General features: G+C 66.2%; 10 protein-coding genes. 7 read left to right on the top strand and 3 right to left on the bottom strand.

Going from position 1 to position 14967, the window contains the following annotated elements:
* Nucleotides 1-355: 355 nt before the first annotated feature.
* A complete protein-coding gene (locus H6A15_RS03250) occupies nt 356-1339 on the bottom strand; it encodes a ribose-phosphate diphosphokinase (protein WP_204672279.1) in 984 nt (327 codons plus the stop codon).
* 69 nt (nt 1340-1408) lie between these two features.
* The gene (gene glmU / locus H6A15_RS03245) at nt 1409-2806 is read right to left on the bottom strand and encodes a bifunctional UDP-N-acetylglucosamine diphosphorylase/glucosamine-1-phosphate N-acetyltransferase GlmU (RefSeq protein ID WP_204672278.1); all 1398 of its coding nucleotides are present in this window, start codon (nt 2804-2806) and stop codon (nt 1409-1411) included.
* A gap of 493 nt (nt 2807-3299) precedes the next feature.
* On the opposite strand from glmU, the gene H6A15_RS03240 reads away from it, so the two are divergent.
* From H6A15_RS03240 to H6A15_RS03220, 5 genes are all read left to right on the top strand, one after another.
* On the top strand, nt 3300-5513 hold the full coding sequence (locus tag H6A15_RS03240) for a hypothetical protein (RefSeq protein WP_204672277.1): 2214 nt from the start codon (nt 3300-3302) through the stop codon (nt 5511-5513).
* Complete coding sequence (locus H6A15_RS03235; RefSeq protein WP_204672276.1) at nt 5510-6388, top strand: energy-coupling factor transporter transmembrane component T; 879 nt, start codon at nt 5510-5512, stop codon at nt 6386-6388. Before H6A15_RS03240 ends, H6A15_RS03235 begins: the two co-directional genes overlap by 4 nt.
* Nucleotides 6385-7914 carry an ABC transporter ATP-binding protein gene (locus tag H6A15_RS03230; RefSeq protein ID WP_204672275.1) on the top strand — a complete coding sequence of 510 codons (1530 nt, stop codon included), beginning with the start codon at nt 6385-6387 and terminating at the stop codon, nt 7912-7914. The genes H6A15_RS03235 and H6A15_RS03230 overlap by 4 nt, the downstream gene beginning before the upstream one ends.
* On the top strand, nt 7889-8632 hold the full coding sequence (locus H6A15_RS03225) for a DUF6580 family putative transport protein (RefSeq protein ID WP_204672274.1): 744 nt from the start codon (nt 7889-7891) through the stop codon (nt 8630-8632). Before H6A15_RS03230 ends, H6A15_RS03225 begins: the two co-directional genes overlap by 26 nt.
* A gap of 578 nt (nt 8633-9210) precedes the next feature.
* Nucleotides 9211-11217 carry a cation:proton antiporter gene (locus H6A15_RS03220; RefSeq protein ID WP_204672273.1) on the top strand — a complete coding sequence of 669 codons (2007 nt, stop codon included), beginning with the start codon at nt 9211-9213 and terminating at the stop codon, nt 11215-11217.
* 276 nt (nt 11218-11493) lie between these two features.
* Here the strand turns inward: H6A15_RS03220 and H6A15_RS03215 are convergent, their stop codons facing one another.
* Nucleotides 11494-12321, bottom strand: a complete 828-nt coding sequence (locus H6A15_RS03215) for an exodeoxyribonuclease III (protein WP_204672272.1) — start codon at nt 12319-12321, stop codon at nt 11494-11496.
* Nucleotides 12322-12447: 126 nt separating this feature from the next.
* Here H6A15_RS03215 and H6A15_RS03210 point away from each other — a divergent pair, with 126 nt between their 5' ends.
* Together H6A15_RS03210 and H6A15_RS03205 are read left to right on the top strand one after the other, a co-directional pair.
* Nucleotides 12448-13206, top strand: coding sequence for an NAD-dependent protein deacylase (locus tag H6A15_RS03210; protein WP_204672271.1), 759 nt, complete (start codon nt 12448-12450; stop codon nt 13204-13206).
* 234 nt (nt 13207-13440) lie between these two features.
* Nucleotides 13441-14517, top strand: coding sequence for a tyrosine-type recombinase/integrase (locus H6A15_RS03205; RefSeq protein WP_204672270.1), 1077 nt, complete (start codon nt 13441-13443; stop codon nt 14515-14517).
* Nucleotides 14518-14967 lie beyond the last annotated feature (450 nt).

The raw sequence follows: 14967 nt of genomic DNA, 5'->3' as shown, positions 1-14967 counted from the left end.
CAAAAACGGCCAGAAATCAAAAAAGATCGAGAAAAAGTTTGTCCTACAGCTGAAAGTGGGGTCGCGCCCGGCATCCATGGGGTGGCATCCTGCTGTCATCTGCCGACGCGGCGTCAGCGGGGACTGGCTTCCAGCGGTCCTGGAGTGGCGGGGAGCTGCTGAAGACGACTGCGGCGCTCCTATCGCCAGTGGGCGGGCCACTGGGCGCCCATAAGGCAAGGACACATGAGAAACGCCGTCCGGCAAGGCAGTGCCGGACGGCGTTCCAAAGGCAATGTATGCAGCGACTGCAACTCTTGCACCATGCGGTCTCGCGAAGCCGGACGCGGCTACGGAGAGACGTAGAGCGGCTGGCCTACAGCGCGAAGTCGCCGCCCACGAGCTTGGAGACCGAATGCTCCTCGTACACCGCGCTGATGGCGTCGGCAAACTCGCCCGCGACCGAGATGGTCTTGATCTTGCCGCCCTCGACGACGGGGATGGAGTCGGTCACGACGCACTCGACGATCGGCGCGTTGTTCAGGCGCTCGATGGCGGGACCCGAGAAGATGCCGTGCGTGGCGCACACATAGATGTCGCCAGCGCCCATGTTCTTGAGCTCCTTGACGCCGGCGCACAGCGTTCCGGCGGTGTCGATCATGTCGTCGTTGATGATGCAGGTCTTGCCCTCGATATCACCGATGATGCCCATGACCTCGGCGGCGTTGTGGCGCGGGCGTCCCTTGTGGGCGATGGCGAGGTTGCAGCCCAGCATGTCGGAGAGCTTCTTGGCAGCCTTGGCACGTCCCACGTCGGGGGAAACCACCACGAGGTTGTCGGTGTCAAAGCCCATGTGGTTGTAGTACTCGCCAAACAGCGGAAGTGCCGAAAGGTGGTTGACCGGGATGTCGAAGAAGCCCTGAATCTGGCCCTGGTGCAAATCGAGCGTGATGACGCGGTCCACGCCGGCGCGCTCGATGAGGTTGGCTACGAGGCGCGCGGTGATGGGCTCGCGCGGAGCGGCCTTGCGGTCCTGGCGCGCATAGCCGTAGTGGGTGATGCAGGCGGTGATGGTGCGTGCCGAGGCGCGCTTGGCGGCGTCGGTGGCAATGAGGAGCTCCATCAGGGCATCGTTCACGTCGCCCGAGATGGACTGCACCAGGAACACGTCCGCACCGCGCACGGACTCGTCGAAGCGCGCGTAGATCTCGCCGTTCGCGAACTTCTCCAGCGCAAGACCCGAGAGCTCCACTCCCAGAATCTGCGCGATTTTCTCTGCGAGTGGCCTGTTTGCAGACCCCGAGTAGACGCGCAGGCTCTTGCACATCTGCATGGTCTTGCGGGATTCGATTGTCGGCATTGCTTCCCCTTCTGCTTGAATTGCCATGACTTCCGAAGCCGTCTTACGTGCCGTCTCGTGCGGGCTCGCTCACTTGCGCGCGAACTTCTGCTCGCCGTATCCGGCTATGATGCGCTGCTCGGAACGCTCGATCGCAAGCGCTCCGTCAGGGACATCCTTGGTGATGCAGCTCGACGCACCGGTCACCACGTGTGAGCCGATGTTCACCGGAGCCACCATCATGGTGTCAGAACCAATGAAGGCGCCGTCGCCGATGGTGGTGCGGTTCTTGCGCACGCCGTCGTAGTTGCAGGTGATGGACCCGGCGCCGATGTTGACGCCGGAGCCCATCTGCGTGTCGCCAATATAGGAGAGGTGGGGCACCTTGGAGCCTTCGCCGATGGTGGAGTTCTTGATTTCGACGTGCGTGCCCACGTGGGCGCCGTCGAGCAGGTGCGCGCCGGGGCGCAGGTAGGCGCGCGGACCCACGGAGACGTTGCGCTCGATTGTGGCGCTGATGCCCACGGTCTCCTCGACGGAGGAGCCGCCGCCCACGGTGCAGTCGGTGAGGCGGGTGTTGGGGCCCACGGTGCAGCCTTCGCCGACGTGGGTGTCGCCCAGCAGGAAGGTGAGCGGCCATACCACGGTGTCGCGGCCGATGGTGACGCCGGGAGCGATCCATGTGGTGGCCGGGTCGATGATGGTGACGCCCTCAGCCATGTGGCGCTCGTTCTCGCGGTCGCGCGCGATGGCGGTGAGCTCGGCAAGCTGGGCGCGGCTGTTCACGCCCAGCGCCTCGCGATAGTCGTCCAGGTGGCAGATGCGAACGACGTCGCCGGCGGCTTTCAGGATCTCGATCATGTCGGGCAGATAGTACTCGCCCTGCGCGTTGTCGCAGCCGACCTCGCCGATATGCGCCGCGAGCTTCGCGCCGTCAAAGGCGTAGCAGCCCATATTGCATTCGGTGAGCCGGGCTGCCTGCTCGGGCGTGCAGTCCTTCTGCTCGATGTTGCGCACGACCTCGCCGTTGTCGTCGAGCAGCAGGCGCCCATAGCCAAAGGGGTCGGGCGGCGTGCAGGTGAGAATCGATGCCGCGCAGTCTCCGGCGGCGACGGTCTGGACGAATTGGGCGATGGTTTCGGGCTGCACGAGCGGCAGGTCGCCGTTAAGCACCACGACGGGGCCGGCATCGACGCCGGTGGCCTCCAACGCGACGCGCACGGCATGCCCGGTGCCCAGGCGCTCGGTCTGCTCGACGCACTCGATATGGGCGTCGGCGAGATTGCCGTAGGTCGCGTCCAGCAGGGTGCGAACCTCGTCGGCGTGGCTGCCGATGACGGCTACAACGCGGGAGACGCCCGCCTTGAGCGCGGCGTCGATCACCCACGAAATCATGGGCTTGCCAAGAATCTCATGGGCGACCTTGGCATGGTTGGACTTCATACGGGTTCCCTCGCCAGCGGCGAGAATGATGGCGGTTGACTCCATATATCCCCCAGTCGTGTCGAAGCGTTTGCCGTGGGCGCATCGGCAGGCGCGGCGGTTGTTCGCAGCGCCGATGGCGCCGCATATGCAGGGGCGTGCCGCCTGCGCGTGCCGTCCCGTTGCCGCGTGCGGCTTTGCCCACGTAGGCGCGCAGGCAGCCGCATAAACCGTAGCCCTCCCCGGTTTCGCCCCCGATGATACCGCAGCGCGCGCGGGGATGGCGGAGGTGCACGGCTTTTCACGGGAACGCCCAAGGAATTCGCATGTGGATGGGACGAGCGGTGCGGGTACACTGGTCTCACGCAAGGGGCGCCCCCGCGCCCGCGGGCGGGGCAGGCGCGGCCGCCGGCCGCGCCGCTCGAGCATGTCGCTTCGGCTTTGGGCGCTCCGACGGGCACGTTCGGGGCGTGCCGCGCGGACGGCCTTGGTGGCGCGGGCCCCGGGTTTATGAGGTGGGATAGGGCCGCGGAGGCGCGGCGGTGAGGTGGTGAGGCGCATGACGAGGCGAAAGATCCCTGGCATGGGGGGAGCGGGCGATGCCGGCGCGGGCGCTGCGCATGCTGGCAAGAGGGTGCTTCGCCGCCTGGGCGGCATTGCGTGCCTTGTCGCTCTTGCGTGGACGGCGGCCGGAGTCCCGCTGGCCCATGCCTATGCTGACGGGACTGCGGGAGCGGCTACGGCAGACGGCCCCGACGACGGGTTCACGAGCGCCTACACCGCCTGGCCGGGCAATGCCTCCACGCTGACGGGCAGCATGCTTCCGGGCGCGGTGCCCGTGAGCTCGCCCCCTTTGGAGGCGCTTTTGTGGAGTTGCGACGTCACCGGGGCCCGGCGCGGCATCGATGCGATGAACGACGCTGCCCGAGACGAGGTCGCCGCTTCTGGACAATCCGACGAGCTTTTGAGCGATCGGAGCTCGACGCCGCTTGTCTTGCGACAGGTGGGCCAGGCAACCTATGCCTACGTGGTGGGCCACGACGCGGTGTACAAGCTCGACGCGTCCACCGGCGAGGAGCTCGCCCGCGCGGACCTGGGCGCCGCCTTCCCGCGTGACGGACAGGCCGCTTTCGTGGGAAGCCTGCTGGTGGTGCCTACGGCGCAGGGCGGCCTAGTCGCCTTCGACGAGGACCTCGAGCTTGCATGGGAGTCGTCCGCGCTGCCCGGGCCCGCGGTTGGCGGCACTTGGGATGCGACGTCTCAGATCGTGGGCGCGGACGGGCAGATCTTCATCGCGTTCGCGGCCGAGGGCGACGTGACGCCCGAGCATCCTGACGGGTCTGCGGAGGCGGTCCTCGCCTCGTTCGCGGACTACGACGGGAGCCTGCTGTGGACGAGCGCCTCGGTGCAGGCGGACGGCGCTGGCGCGGACGGATCCGGCAGCGCATCCGGCGACGGCGCGGCGGCCGCCCAGGACGCTGCGGCGGGGTCGTCTTCGCTTGGGGCCAGCGATTCGGACGTCCCCGAGGGCGCTGACGCGACGCCCCTGAAGGATGCTGGTGCGGCGTCCCAGACGTCCCTTCTGGCGACGTCGAACGGCATCGAGCGCTTCGGCGTCCGCCCCTCGCTCTTTCTTGCGGGCGACGATTTGCTGGTGAGCTATGGCGGAGCCGCCCTGGCGCTCGTTGATGGCCGGGATGGGAGCCTGCGTTCGCAGGTGACGCTCGACGCGCCGGTCGCGGGGCGCCTGGCCCGCGTGTACGGTGCCGGTGCGGGCGACGACGTCTTTGTGGCGGTGACGACGGGGGCGGCAGGCGCGAATGCCGGCACGGGAGATGCCGCGGCGGACGCGGACGAGCGCGCCGCCAGCTCAAGCGTGTACGTGCTCGACGTGTCGGGAGGCGCCATCGGCAGCTCCGAGCCGCTTTCCATGGGCGTCCACGTGCGGGACGTCCGTCCGGTGGTCGTGGGCGGTATCGCTTATGTCGCGTGCGACGCATCGCCAGGCGACACGCTGCTTGCGGGCGACACAGAGCTCACGGCGATCGACCTCGCCGCCTCACTCGAGGGCATCGCGTCCATCCGCGCATCGACGGACGACGAGGGTGCCGAGGCGTGCTTTGCGGCGCCCAGCGCGCCCCAGGTCGCAGGAAGCGTGGCCACGCCGAAGATCGCCGGCGGCATGCTGGCGACGGCGCGCTCGCTGCCAGACGAAGGCTCCGAGGCCGCCATCATGTATCCGGGCGTCGACGGCTCCCTCATGCGTGTGGCCTTCTCACCTGAGGAGGGCGTCTCTGCGGCCCGGGTGGACAGCCTTCGCGCCGCCGAAGTGGAGCAGACGGCCCTTGCGGCGTCTACGCCGGTGGCGAATCGGGACGGCACCATCTTCTACCAGGTCGGCGACGCGCTTCTTGCGCTTGCTCCCGATGCCGACGAGGCGGGCCCCACGGTGGTGGGCGGTTCGAACGGGCTCGACACCATCATGGGAACGCTCATCACCCTTCCCAACGGGGCGGGTCTGGGCGCAGGGGTGCTTGTTCTGGGCGCTGCCTTCGTGGCGTACTACGCGATCCGCAATCGAGGAAACCGTGCAAAGATCGACGAGGGCGTGGTCGCCTGGCGCGAGGAGCATGACGGGGGCGACGGCTCGCCTTCCGCCTCGTACGTCGAGGATTCGCGCGGGGCCGGCGGAGGCGAGGACGTCGGCGGACAAGCTTCCCAGGGCCTGGGGCGAGCCTCTGCACGAGGGGGCCGGAAGGGTCGGCGCCCATGACGGAGCGCATCCGGCACACCGCCTTCGACATGCACCATCCCGCCGTGCCCGCGACATATCTGCTCATCACGCTTTGCCTCACCATGTTCTCGATGCAGCCGGTGCTCATCGGCATCTCCTTGGTCGCGGCGCTCGTCTTTGGCTGCCTTGAGCGCGGCGCGCGCGACACCTTGCGGTCGCTGCGCTGGCAGCTGCCGCTCATCGCCCTCATCGCGATCGCGAACCCGCTGTTTTCGGCGTCTGGTTCCACCGAGCTCATGCGCATCGGGCTGCGCGCGGTGTATCTCGAGAGCGTGTGGTATGGCTGTGCGATGGGCGCGCTGTTTGTAGCGAGCATGCTGTGGTTTTGCGCCGCGGCCTCGCTGCTCCCGTTCGACAAGGTCATGGCGCTCTTTGGCAACGCGGCGCCCACGCTGGCGCTCATGGTGTCCATGTGCATGCGCCTCATCCCCAAGTTCATCCGCCAGGGCAGGCTCGTCTCTGCCGTGCAGGGCGCGATGGAGCCGGGAACATTTGGAGCGCGTGCGGCCGCAGATGCCATGCGGCTGCGCCTGCGCCTTTCGACGGTGCTGATGGGGTGGGGCATGGAGGACTCGCTCCAGACGGCAGACGCGATGCGCGCGAGAGGGTGGGGCGCTGCCGGTCGGCGCAGCACCTACACGCGCTATCGCTTCACCGCGACGGATGCCGCGGCCCTGGTCGTGCTCGCGCTGGCGGGGTCGTTCGTTGCCGCGCTTGCCGTTGCCGCGACGGCGCAGTTCTCGTTCTATCCCACAACAACCAGGCTCGTTGTGTGGTGGGGCTACCTGCCGTATGCTCTGTGGATGTTTGTTCCGACGACGTTGCACCTGCGCGAGGCAAGGAGGTTGAGATGAGCGATGTCTGCGCGCTTGAGATGCGCGGCCTCTCCTTCACCTATCCCGGCCTCAGCCGCCCCGTGCTGCGCGACGTGTCGTGGCGCGTGCCCGAGGGCGCCTTCGCGCTGCTCGTGGGAGGGACCGGGTCGGGCAAGTCGACGCTGCTGTCGCTCGCCAAGCGCGAGATCGCGCCCGCAGGCGACAGGACGGGCGAGGTGCTCGTGTTCGGCCGTTCGACCGATGCCCTCTCGGACGAGGAGGCCGCCCGCTCCGTGGGCTACGTCTTTCAAAGTCCTGACAACCAGATCGTGTGCGAGACCGTCTGGCACGAGATGGCCTTTGGGCTCGAGAACTTGGGCACGCCGCAGGACGAGATGCGGCGCCTGGTGGCAGAGACCAGCTATTTCTTTGGGATGGACGAGTGGTTCCATCGCGAGACCGACACGCTGTCCGGCGGACGCAAGCAGCTCCTTGCGCTGGCGTCCACCCTCGTCATGCAGCCGCGGCTGCTGCTGCTCGACGAGCCGACGGCCCAGCTCGACCCCATTGCCGAGAAGAACTTCCTGCACGCGCTCTTTCGCGTGAACCGCGAGCTGGGGTGCACCGTCGTGGTGGCGACGCATGCCCCCCGCGCGATGGTCGACTACGCGACCTGCGCCTTCGAACTTGTCGACGGCCGCCTGCGCGACGTGGGAGACCTCGACGCCATGCGGCGCCGCGAGGCGCTTTTCGTCGACGCCCGCGCCTCCGCCGAGCGCGATGGCGAGGCGGACGGAGGCGCGCGGGACGATTCCGGCCTGGATGCCGTCGGACGCTGTCCGGGGCACGCCGAAGGGCGGCCGCGGCCTGGGGTGCGCGATGGGGGCGTGCCGGGCGGGATGCGCGGCGAGCCTGCCGTCGAGTTGGAGCGGGCGTGGTTTCGCTACGAGCGTGATTCCGGCTGGGTGCTGCGCAACCTGGATATCGAGGCGCGCCGCGGCGGCATCCACGCGCTGGTGGGCGGGAACGGCTGCGGGAAGTCGACCCTCTTGTCCATCATGGCGGGCGTGCTCAAGCTTCAGCGGGGCGGCCTTCGCGTGCCTCGGCAGCGGCGGGCGATGCTTCCGCAGGACCCGCGTGCCCTCTTTGTCGCGGAGACCGTCTCCGACGAGCTCATGGAATGGTCGCGCGCCGCGGGCTACGGACGCTCCGACGCCGACGGCATGCTGGAGCGGATCGGCCTCGGGGGTCTGGGCGACAGGCATCCCTATGACCTCTCCGGCGGCCAGCAGCAGCTGCTGGCGCTGGGCAAGGTGCTGCTCGTGCGGCCCGAGTTGCTGCTGCTCGACGAGCCGACCAAAGGGCTCGACCTCGCTTCTCGCCGGATTGTCGCGCGCCTGCTCGACGACATGCGCAAGGAGGGGGCGTCGGTCGTCATGGCGACGCATGACCTGGATGTCGTGGAGCAGCTCGCCGATACCGTTTCGATGATATTTGACGGCGAGGTCGCCTCGACCGCGCCTGCCAAGGAGTTCTTCCGTGGAAACGTCTACTACCGCCCCTGAGAATCCGGGCCGCTGCGCGCGCCTGCTCCGCCATCTGGAGGTTCCGGCGCTGTTTGCGGTTCCGGCCGCCATGCTCGCCTGCGCCGCGGCGGGCCTCGCCCAGTCTGCGTTGCTGCTGCTTGTCGTCGTGGGCCTGGTGGTTGGGCTGTTCTTTGCTGGCTACGAGGCGAGCCGGCCGGCGCTGAGGCAGATCATGCCGACCCTGGTGCTGGCGTCGCTTGCGGCGGCGGGGCGCGTGCTCTTTGCGGCGGTGCCCGACTTCAAGCCGGTTTCTGCGATCGCCATCATCGCGGGGGCGGTCCTCGGGCGTAGGAACGGATTCATGGTGGGCGCGCTCGCCGCCCTGACGAGCAACTTCTTCTTTGGCCAGGGCATGTGGACGCCTTGGCAGATGTACGCCTGGGGCCTTGTGGGGTACATGGGCGGCGTTCTGGCCGATGCCGGCGCTTTCCGCCGCCGTGGCGGGCGCGTCGCCATGGTCCCGCTGCTCGGATGGGGGTTTGCCTCGGGTCTGGTGTACGGCGCGGTGATCAACCTCTACGACGTGGTCGCCTTTGTCCAGCCGCTGACATGGCCCGGCGCCGTCGCGCGCGTGGCCGCGGCGCTGCCGTTTGACCTCATGCACGGGGCAGCGACCGTCGTGTTTTTGGGGGCGCTGTACGTCCCGTGGACCCGTCGGATCGAGCGGGTCGTTCGGAAGTTCGACCTAAGGGGCTAGGTGGACGTTTGGGGACGGGGTCGTTCGAACCACTTTGGCTTGAGCCATCCCGCCTAAGGGCCGGCGCGTCTGGCGCGGGCGTCGGGCTCGCCCCAAGCGACCGGCGCCTTGAGCCGCGGGTCAAGACACGTCGTTCGCATGGTGCAAAACGCCCCGCCCGCACGGACCCGCCCGGATCGCTCATCCGGCTAGCCCGCTCGCGTTGAAGGCGGCTCCGTCCCAGGGCCTGTCCCTGCTTTGACAGACCGTGAATAGCTTCTGAAAATGTGGGGTATACCAGTACCATATTGAAGCCGGTGGGGGATGTGGTTGGACCGCGCTATGGCATGTTGTGCGCACCCTCAGTTGCTCCTCAAGCGTCTTATAACGATCGGCGCGGGCTCTGCCTCGAGGACAGGACCCGCGTTTTGCCGAGGCGACGTCAGGCCTCGTTTGCGCCTTGTCGGTGTTCGCGTGCCGTGCATGCTCGTTTTGCTGACGTCTATCTGAGCATCGGCTGCTGCGTCGTGCCGCCACGGTAGGCCTCGCAGCGCATCCTCGACAGCCAGCACGCTCGCCCCAACCTGTTCGGAGGTTCCATGCACGGAGAGACCATTCTGCTCATGACATTTGTGTTCGCGCTCGTCGCCGCGTTTGTCGGCGGCCTTGTGGCGCGGGCGTTGCGCCTGCCTCCCATCGTGGGCTATCTGCTGGGAGGGCTCGTGGTGAGCCCGCTTACCCCCGGCTTCATCGGGGACTCGGACGCCATGAACCAGCTTTCCGAGGTGGGCGTCATGTTCATGATGTTCAGCACGGGCCTTCACTTCTCGCTCAAAGACCTCTTCGAGGTGAAGGGCATCGCGATCCCCGGCGCCATTCTGCAGATCGTCGCCGGCACGCTTGCCGGCTACGCGCTGGCCATGGCATTTGGCTGGTCGCCCGAGGCGGGAATCATGCTGGGGCTCTCGGTGAGCATCGCCTCCACCGTGGTCCTCATCAAGAACCTCACCGACGCCGGGCTCTACCAAAGCCATGGCGGGCGCGTCGCCACGGGCTGGCTCATCGTGGAGGACCTTGCCACCGTGGTGATTCTGGTGGTGCTGCCGGTGGTGTTTGGTCCGGGCGAGGTCTCGGGCCCGGCGCTTGCCGCGGGCCTAGCCGAGGCGCTCGTCAAGACGGTGGCCTTCGTGGCGATCATGCTGGTCGTGGGATCGCGCGTGCTTCCCTGGCTGCTCTCCCGTATCGCGCGCTTCTGCCCGAGCGAGCTCTTCCAGCTCGCCGTGGTGGTCATTGCGCTCGGCACCGCCATGGCGGCATCGCTGCTCTTCGACCTTTCGGTGGCGCTCGGCGCCTTCCTCGCCGGCGTGGTGGTGAGCGGCTCCAAGCTCTCGCACCGCGTCGCCGCCGAGGCGATTCCCTTTAAAGACCTGTTCTCCATCATTTTCTTCGCCTCGGTGGGCATGAGCGTGAACCCCGCGACGCTGGCTGCGCACCTGCCCGAGCTCGTGGCCCTCGTGGCGCTCATCATCGTGGGCAAGTGGCTCATCAACATGGTGCTCGGAACGCTGCTCTCGGCCGGCCTGCACACGACGCTCACCGTGGCCGCCGGCCTCTCGCAGATCGGAGAGTTCTCGTTCATCATCGGGCAGACGGGCATGGCCCTCGGAATCCTCTCCCCTGACCAGTACAGCATCATTCTGGGCGGAGCCGTGGTGTCGATCGCGCTCAACTCATTTGCCTTCAAGGGCATCGAGCCCATCGAGCGGTGGATGAGCTCCCGCGCGCGCCTTTCGGCGCTGTATGAGCGGCATGTGCACCACGTTGCCCCGCCGGCAGAAGACCTTCACGACCACGTCGTGGTGGTCGGCTACGGACATGCCGGCCGCTGCGTGACCGAGGTGCTCAAGAACCTCGAGATTCCGTGCCTGGTGGTCGAGCGCGAGCTGCAGGTCGCCGAGGAGGCCGAGGCGGACGGCTTCAGCGTGCTCGTGGGCGACGCCGCGAACTCCGAGATCTTGGAGCATGCGCACCTGGCGGGCGCGCGGGTCATGGTGATCGCGAGCCACGGCGACGCGACCGCCGAGCTCATCGCCCGCGACGCGCGCGAGCTGGCTCCGGGCCTTCGCATCGTGACGCGCGCCGAGGGCGAGGACGGGGTCGCTGCGCTCGTGGCCGCCGGCGCAGACGAGGTCGTTCGTCCCGAGCTCGAGGGCGGCATCGAGCTCATGCGCCATACGCTGCTCGACCTGGGGTATCGACCCAAGCAGATACAAGGTTATGCGAACGACCTGCGTGCAAGCGGCTACGAGGCGCTCGGCGACGGCGCCCAGGGCAAGCGCATGCACGCCTTTGAGCGCCTGCTGGCCTCGCTTGCCGATGTAGACCTGCATTGGGTCGCGGTGGGCGAGATGTGCCCGCTTGCGGGCTGCACCTTGGCGCAGCTCGACCTTAGGGCACGCACCGGTGCCAACGCCGTCGCGCTGCGCCGCGGGGAGGGGATGGAGCTTTTCCTGGATGCCTCGACGGTGCTCAAGGCCGGCGACTACGTGGGGCTCATCGGTACCGCCGACGCTCTCGAGGCTGCGGAGAGGCTGCTTGCCGCCTAGGGGCCGACCGCCGCACCCCGAAACCCGCCTAGGGGCCGACCGCCGCTCCTCGAAACTTGTGTAGCAACATGGACGCTCGGAAACATCTTCTTATGCAGAACGGCCGCTAAGGGTCCTCACAAGGCACCTTAGCGGCCATATTGCTAAAGAAGTTGTTCCAAAGCGTCCATTTTGCATAAGAAGCCTTGCGTCGCCAACCTTGTTGCGCCTGGGACGCAGGCATTTCTGACATGCCGCCGGGCCTCCCTCGGCGGCATGTCAGGTGCCCGGTGCCCGCTACAGCTCGATGGTGAGCTCCACGGGGCAGTGGTCCGAGCCAAATATGTCGCTGCGGATGGTGGCGGAGCGGATGCGGTCGCGTACCGAGTCGCTCACCAAGAAGTAGTCGATGCGCCAGCCCGTGTTGTTCTTGCGGGCGTTGAATCGATAGCTCCACCAGCTGTAGGCGCCGGTCTCGTCGGGGTGCAGGTAGCGGAAGGTGTCGGTGAAGCCGGCGTCCAGAAGCTCGCTGAACTTGCCGCGCTCCTCGTCGGAGAAGCCGGCGTTGCCGCGGTTGGTCTGGGGGTTCTTGAGGTCGATTTCCTCATGTGCCACGTTGAAGTCGCCGCAGGTGACCACGGGCTTGCCGGTTTCCTCTTCAAGTCCCTTGAGGAAGGCTCGGTAGGCGTCGTCCCAGGCCATGCGCGTATCGATGCGCGCGAGCTCGTTCTGGGCGTTGGGGGTGTATACGTCCACAAACCAGAACCGGTCGAATTCAAGTGCGCACACGCGTCCCTCGGTGACGGCCGTGGCGACGAGCTCGTTGCCGTAGGCGTAGGGGAGGAGGCTGTCGGCGCGGCGCACCGAGAGCGGCTCTTCGCGCGTAAAGACCGCCGTGCCGGAATATCCCTTGCGCTCGGCGTAGCTCCACACCTGGTGATAGCCCGGAAGGTCGATCTCTACCTGGCCTTCTTGCAGCTTGGTTTCCTGCAGGGCGAGGATGTCCGCGTCGAGCGACTCGGCGATCTCGATGAAGCCGGGGTCTTTCTTGAGCACCGCGCGCAGGCCGTTGACGTTCCATGAGGCGAACGCATAGGTGCGGGCGGGGGAGGTGGCGTCGGACATGGAGGACTCCTTTGTCGGGAGGGTGTATCGTGCTTGGTTGGGATGGTACCCGACGCACCATGTTCCGTCCATGCGGCGGGCCAGCCCAAGCGTACGTTTGCCGCAGGGATGTAAAGGAGCCGCCACATGAGCGCAACGCATGCCATATCAGATGTCTCCGAGGCCCAGCACGCGCTGGAGCGCCTGTTTGCCTCGCACAGCCATGCCGTCTTCTTCGGGGGAGCCGGCGTCTCCACGGCGAGCGGCATCCCCGACTTTCGAAGCGTCGACGGCCTGTACCACCAGCATTTTGCCTATCCGCCCGAGACCATGCTCTCTCACACGTTCTATGTCGAGCATCCGTCGGAGTTCTTCTCGTTCTATCGCGAGCGGATGATCGCCCTCGATGCCAAGCCGAACCAGGCGCATCGAAAGCTCGCCGAGCTCGAGCTTCGGGGCAGGCTGGATGCCGTGGTCACGCAGAACATCGACGGCCTGCACCAGGCGGCGGGCTCAAAGCGGGTGTACGAGCTGCACGGCTCGGTGCATCGCAACGTATGCCAGTCGTGCGGGGCGGTCTATGGCGCGAAGTGGGTCGTGGCGCGAGAGCACGAGGACGCGGGCGGCGTGCCGGTGTGCCCTGCGTGCGGCGGGCGCATCAAGCCCGACGTGGTGCTATATGAGGAGCCGCTGAGCGAGAACGTCCTGATGGGTGCGGTCGACGCCATTGCATCGGCGGATCTGCTGGTCGTGGGCGGAACGTCGCTCGTGGTGTATCCGGCGGCGGGGCTCATCCGCTATTTCGGCGGCGACGCCCTCGTCATCGTGAACCGGGACCCCACGCCGCAAGACGCGCTCGCGGACGTTGTGATCTCCTGCGACATCGCCCAGGCGTTTGACTTCTAGCGGGGCGGCGAGGTCCTCGCCGGGCCGTGTTCGCATCGCGTTCTCGGCAGGGGCCATATCTGCCCCGATGCCATAGCGATTTGCCGTCTATCCTGCATATTCCTACCAAGGAGCGATAATTTTGTCCTCCTGCCGCCGCAGCGTGACCAATGCCGCGATAGTTGCCCCATGCTCTGCATGACGGGCGCGGCGCCCCGATGGCGCCGCAGGTCACCTGCGTGAATGGGAGGCAACATGGCACAACAGCGAGAGCCGCGTATCGATTGGCGGACAGGCGCGGAGGTGTCGGGGCTGCGGCAGAAGGGCTCACGGCGCAAACCCAGGCCCTCTTCGGAGCTCTCGCGCGTCGAGCAGGACTCCTACCTGGACACCTATCTAGCGCGATGCCGTAACGAGCGAAGGCTCGACGACAAGACCATCAAGGCGTACAGCTGCGACATTAGCCAATGCATCGAGTGGCTTGCCGACATGGGCGGGGCCATAGACCGCGAAGGGCTGCGGGCATACATGGCGCATCTGAATGCCAACCACGCCGCGAGCACGGTAAGGCGCAAGCTCGCGTCGATTCGCGCTTGGACCCGCTGGCTCAAGCGCGAGCAATATATAGAGATGAGCCCGTTCGAGGAGCTCGAGGTCAACATTCGCCAGCCGTTGCTGCTGCCGCGCATCATTCGGCCCGCAGAGCTCAAGCGCATCCTGGACGTGGACTCGAGACGTCTCATGCTGGCGCGCAGGAAGCGCAAAGGGGGCCATACCGTGCACGAGGCCGACCTCGCCCTGCGGGACCAGGCGATCCTAGAGCTCTTGGTGGCAACGGGCATTCGCGTGTCGGAGCTCTGCGCGCTCAATATGGACAGCGTGGACATGTCGTCGCAGCAGCTGCGCATCTTCGGCAAAGGCTCGAAGGAGCGCGTGATGATCCTGGGGTCAAAGACCACGCGGGAGGTGCTCGAGAGCTATCTGGAGGACCGGCAGGACGAGCTGAGCCCATGGTGCGTTCCAAAAACAAACGCACTCTTTTTAAATAGGGCGAGAAGGCGGATAACCGATCAGGCGGTGCGCAGGATCATATTCAAGCGGACCAAGGAAGCAGGCGTGCCCACGCATATCACCCCGCACATGTTTCGCCACTCGTTTGCGACGGCGCTGCTCGAGGAGGACGTGGACATCCGATACATACAGAAGCTGCTGGGACACAGCTCGGTGAAGACGACGGAACGTTACACATATGTTTCATCGGCAAAGCTGCGCGAGATCATGGAACAACACAATCCGCGCGATGTGTTGGAAGAAGAGGTCGGAATGCGCTAGACGCGGGGGCAGTTGGTGTGCAAAAACACAAAGATGATGGTCAGGAAGCGAAAAATAAATCAACATGTTGTGTTTGCAGGGAGAAAAATGGGCTATTATGCACAAGGTACAACCGCGCAAAGAGGTATGCCGAAGGGCGTACCAGCGGACCTCTCAGTATCAAAATCGCAGCTACATATGTGAAGAGGGGCGATAAAACTGGGCCATGAAATCAAAAAGAAGTGGACAAAGAGCAAAACGGTGTTAGACTAACTTACACCGGTGGAGCTTAGTCTGCCGTCGTGGCCATTTTTGCCGTATGGCTAGAAGAACCGCGATAAAAGGACTAAACTCTATAACTGGCGATTATCTGTTCCTTATGGAAGGAGAAAGACGTATGACAGCTTGCGTCAAGAACCATTCGAAGAGGGTGGCCCTGGCGATCTCCGCGTCGCTCGTGGGCGCGCTCAC

Source organism: Enorma phocaeensis, assembly GCF_016901575.1.
In the GTDB taxonomy this organism is placed as follows: domain Bacteria; phylum Actinomycetota; class Coriobacteriia; order Coriobacteriales; family Coriobacteriaceae; genus Limicola; species Limicola phocaeensis_A.
This window is presented reverse-complemented; position numbering and strand designations above follow the sequence as displayed.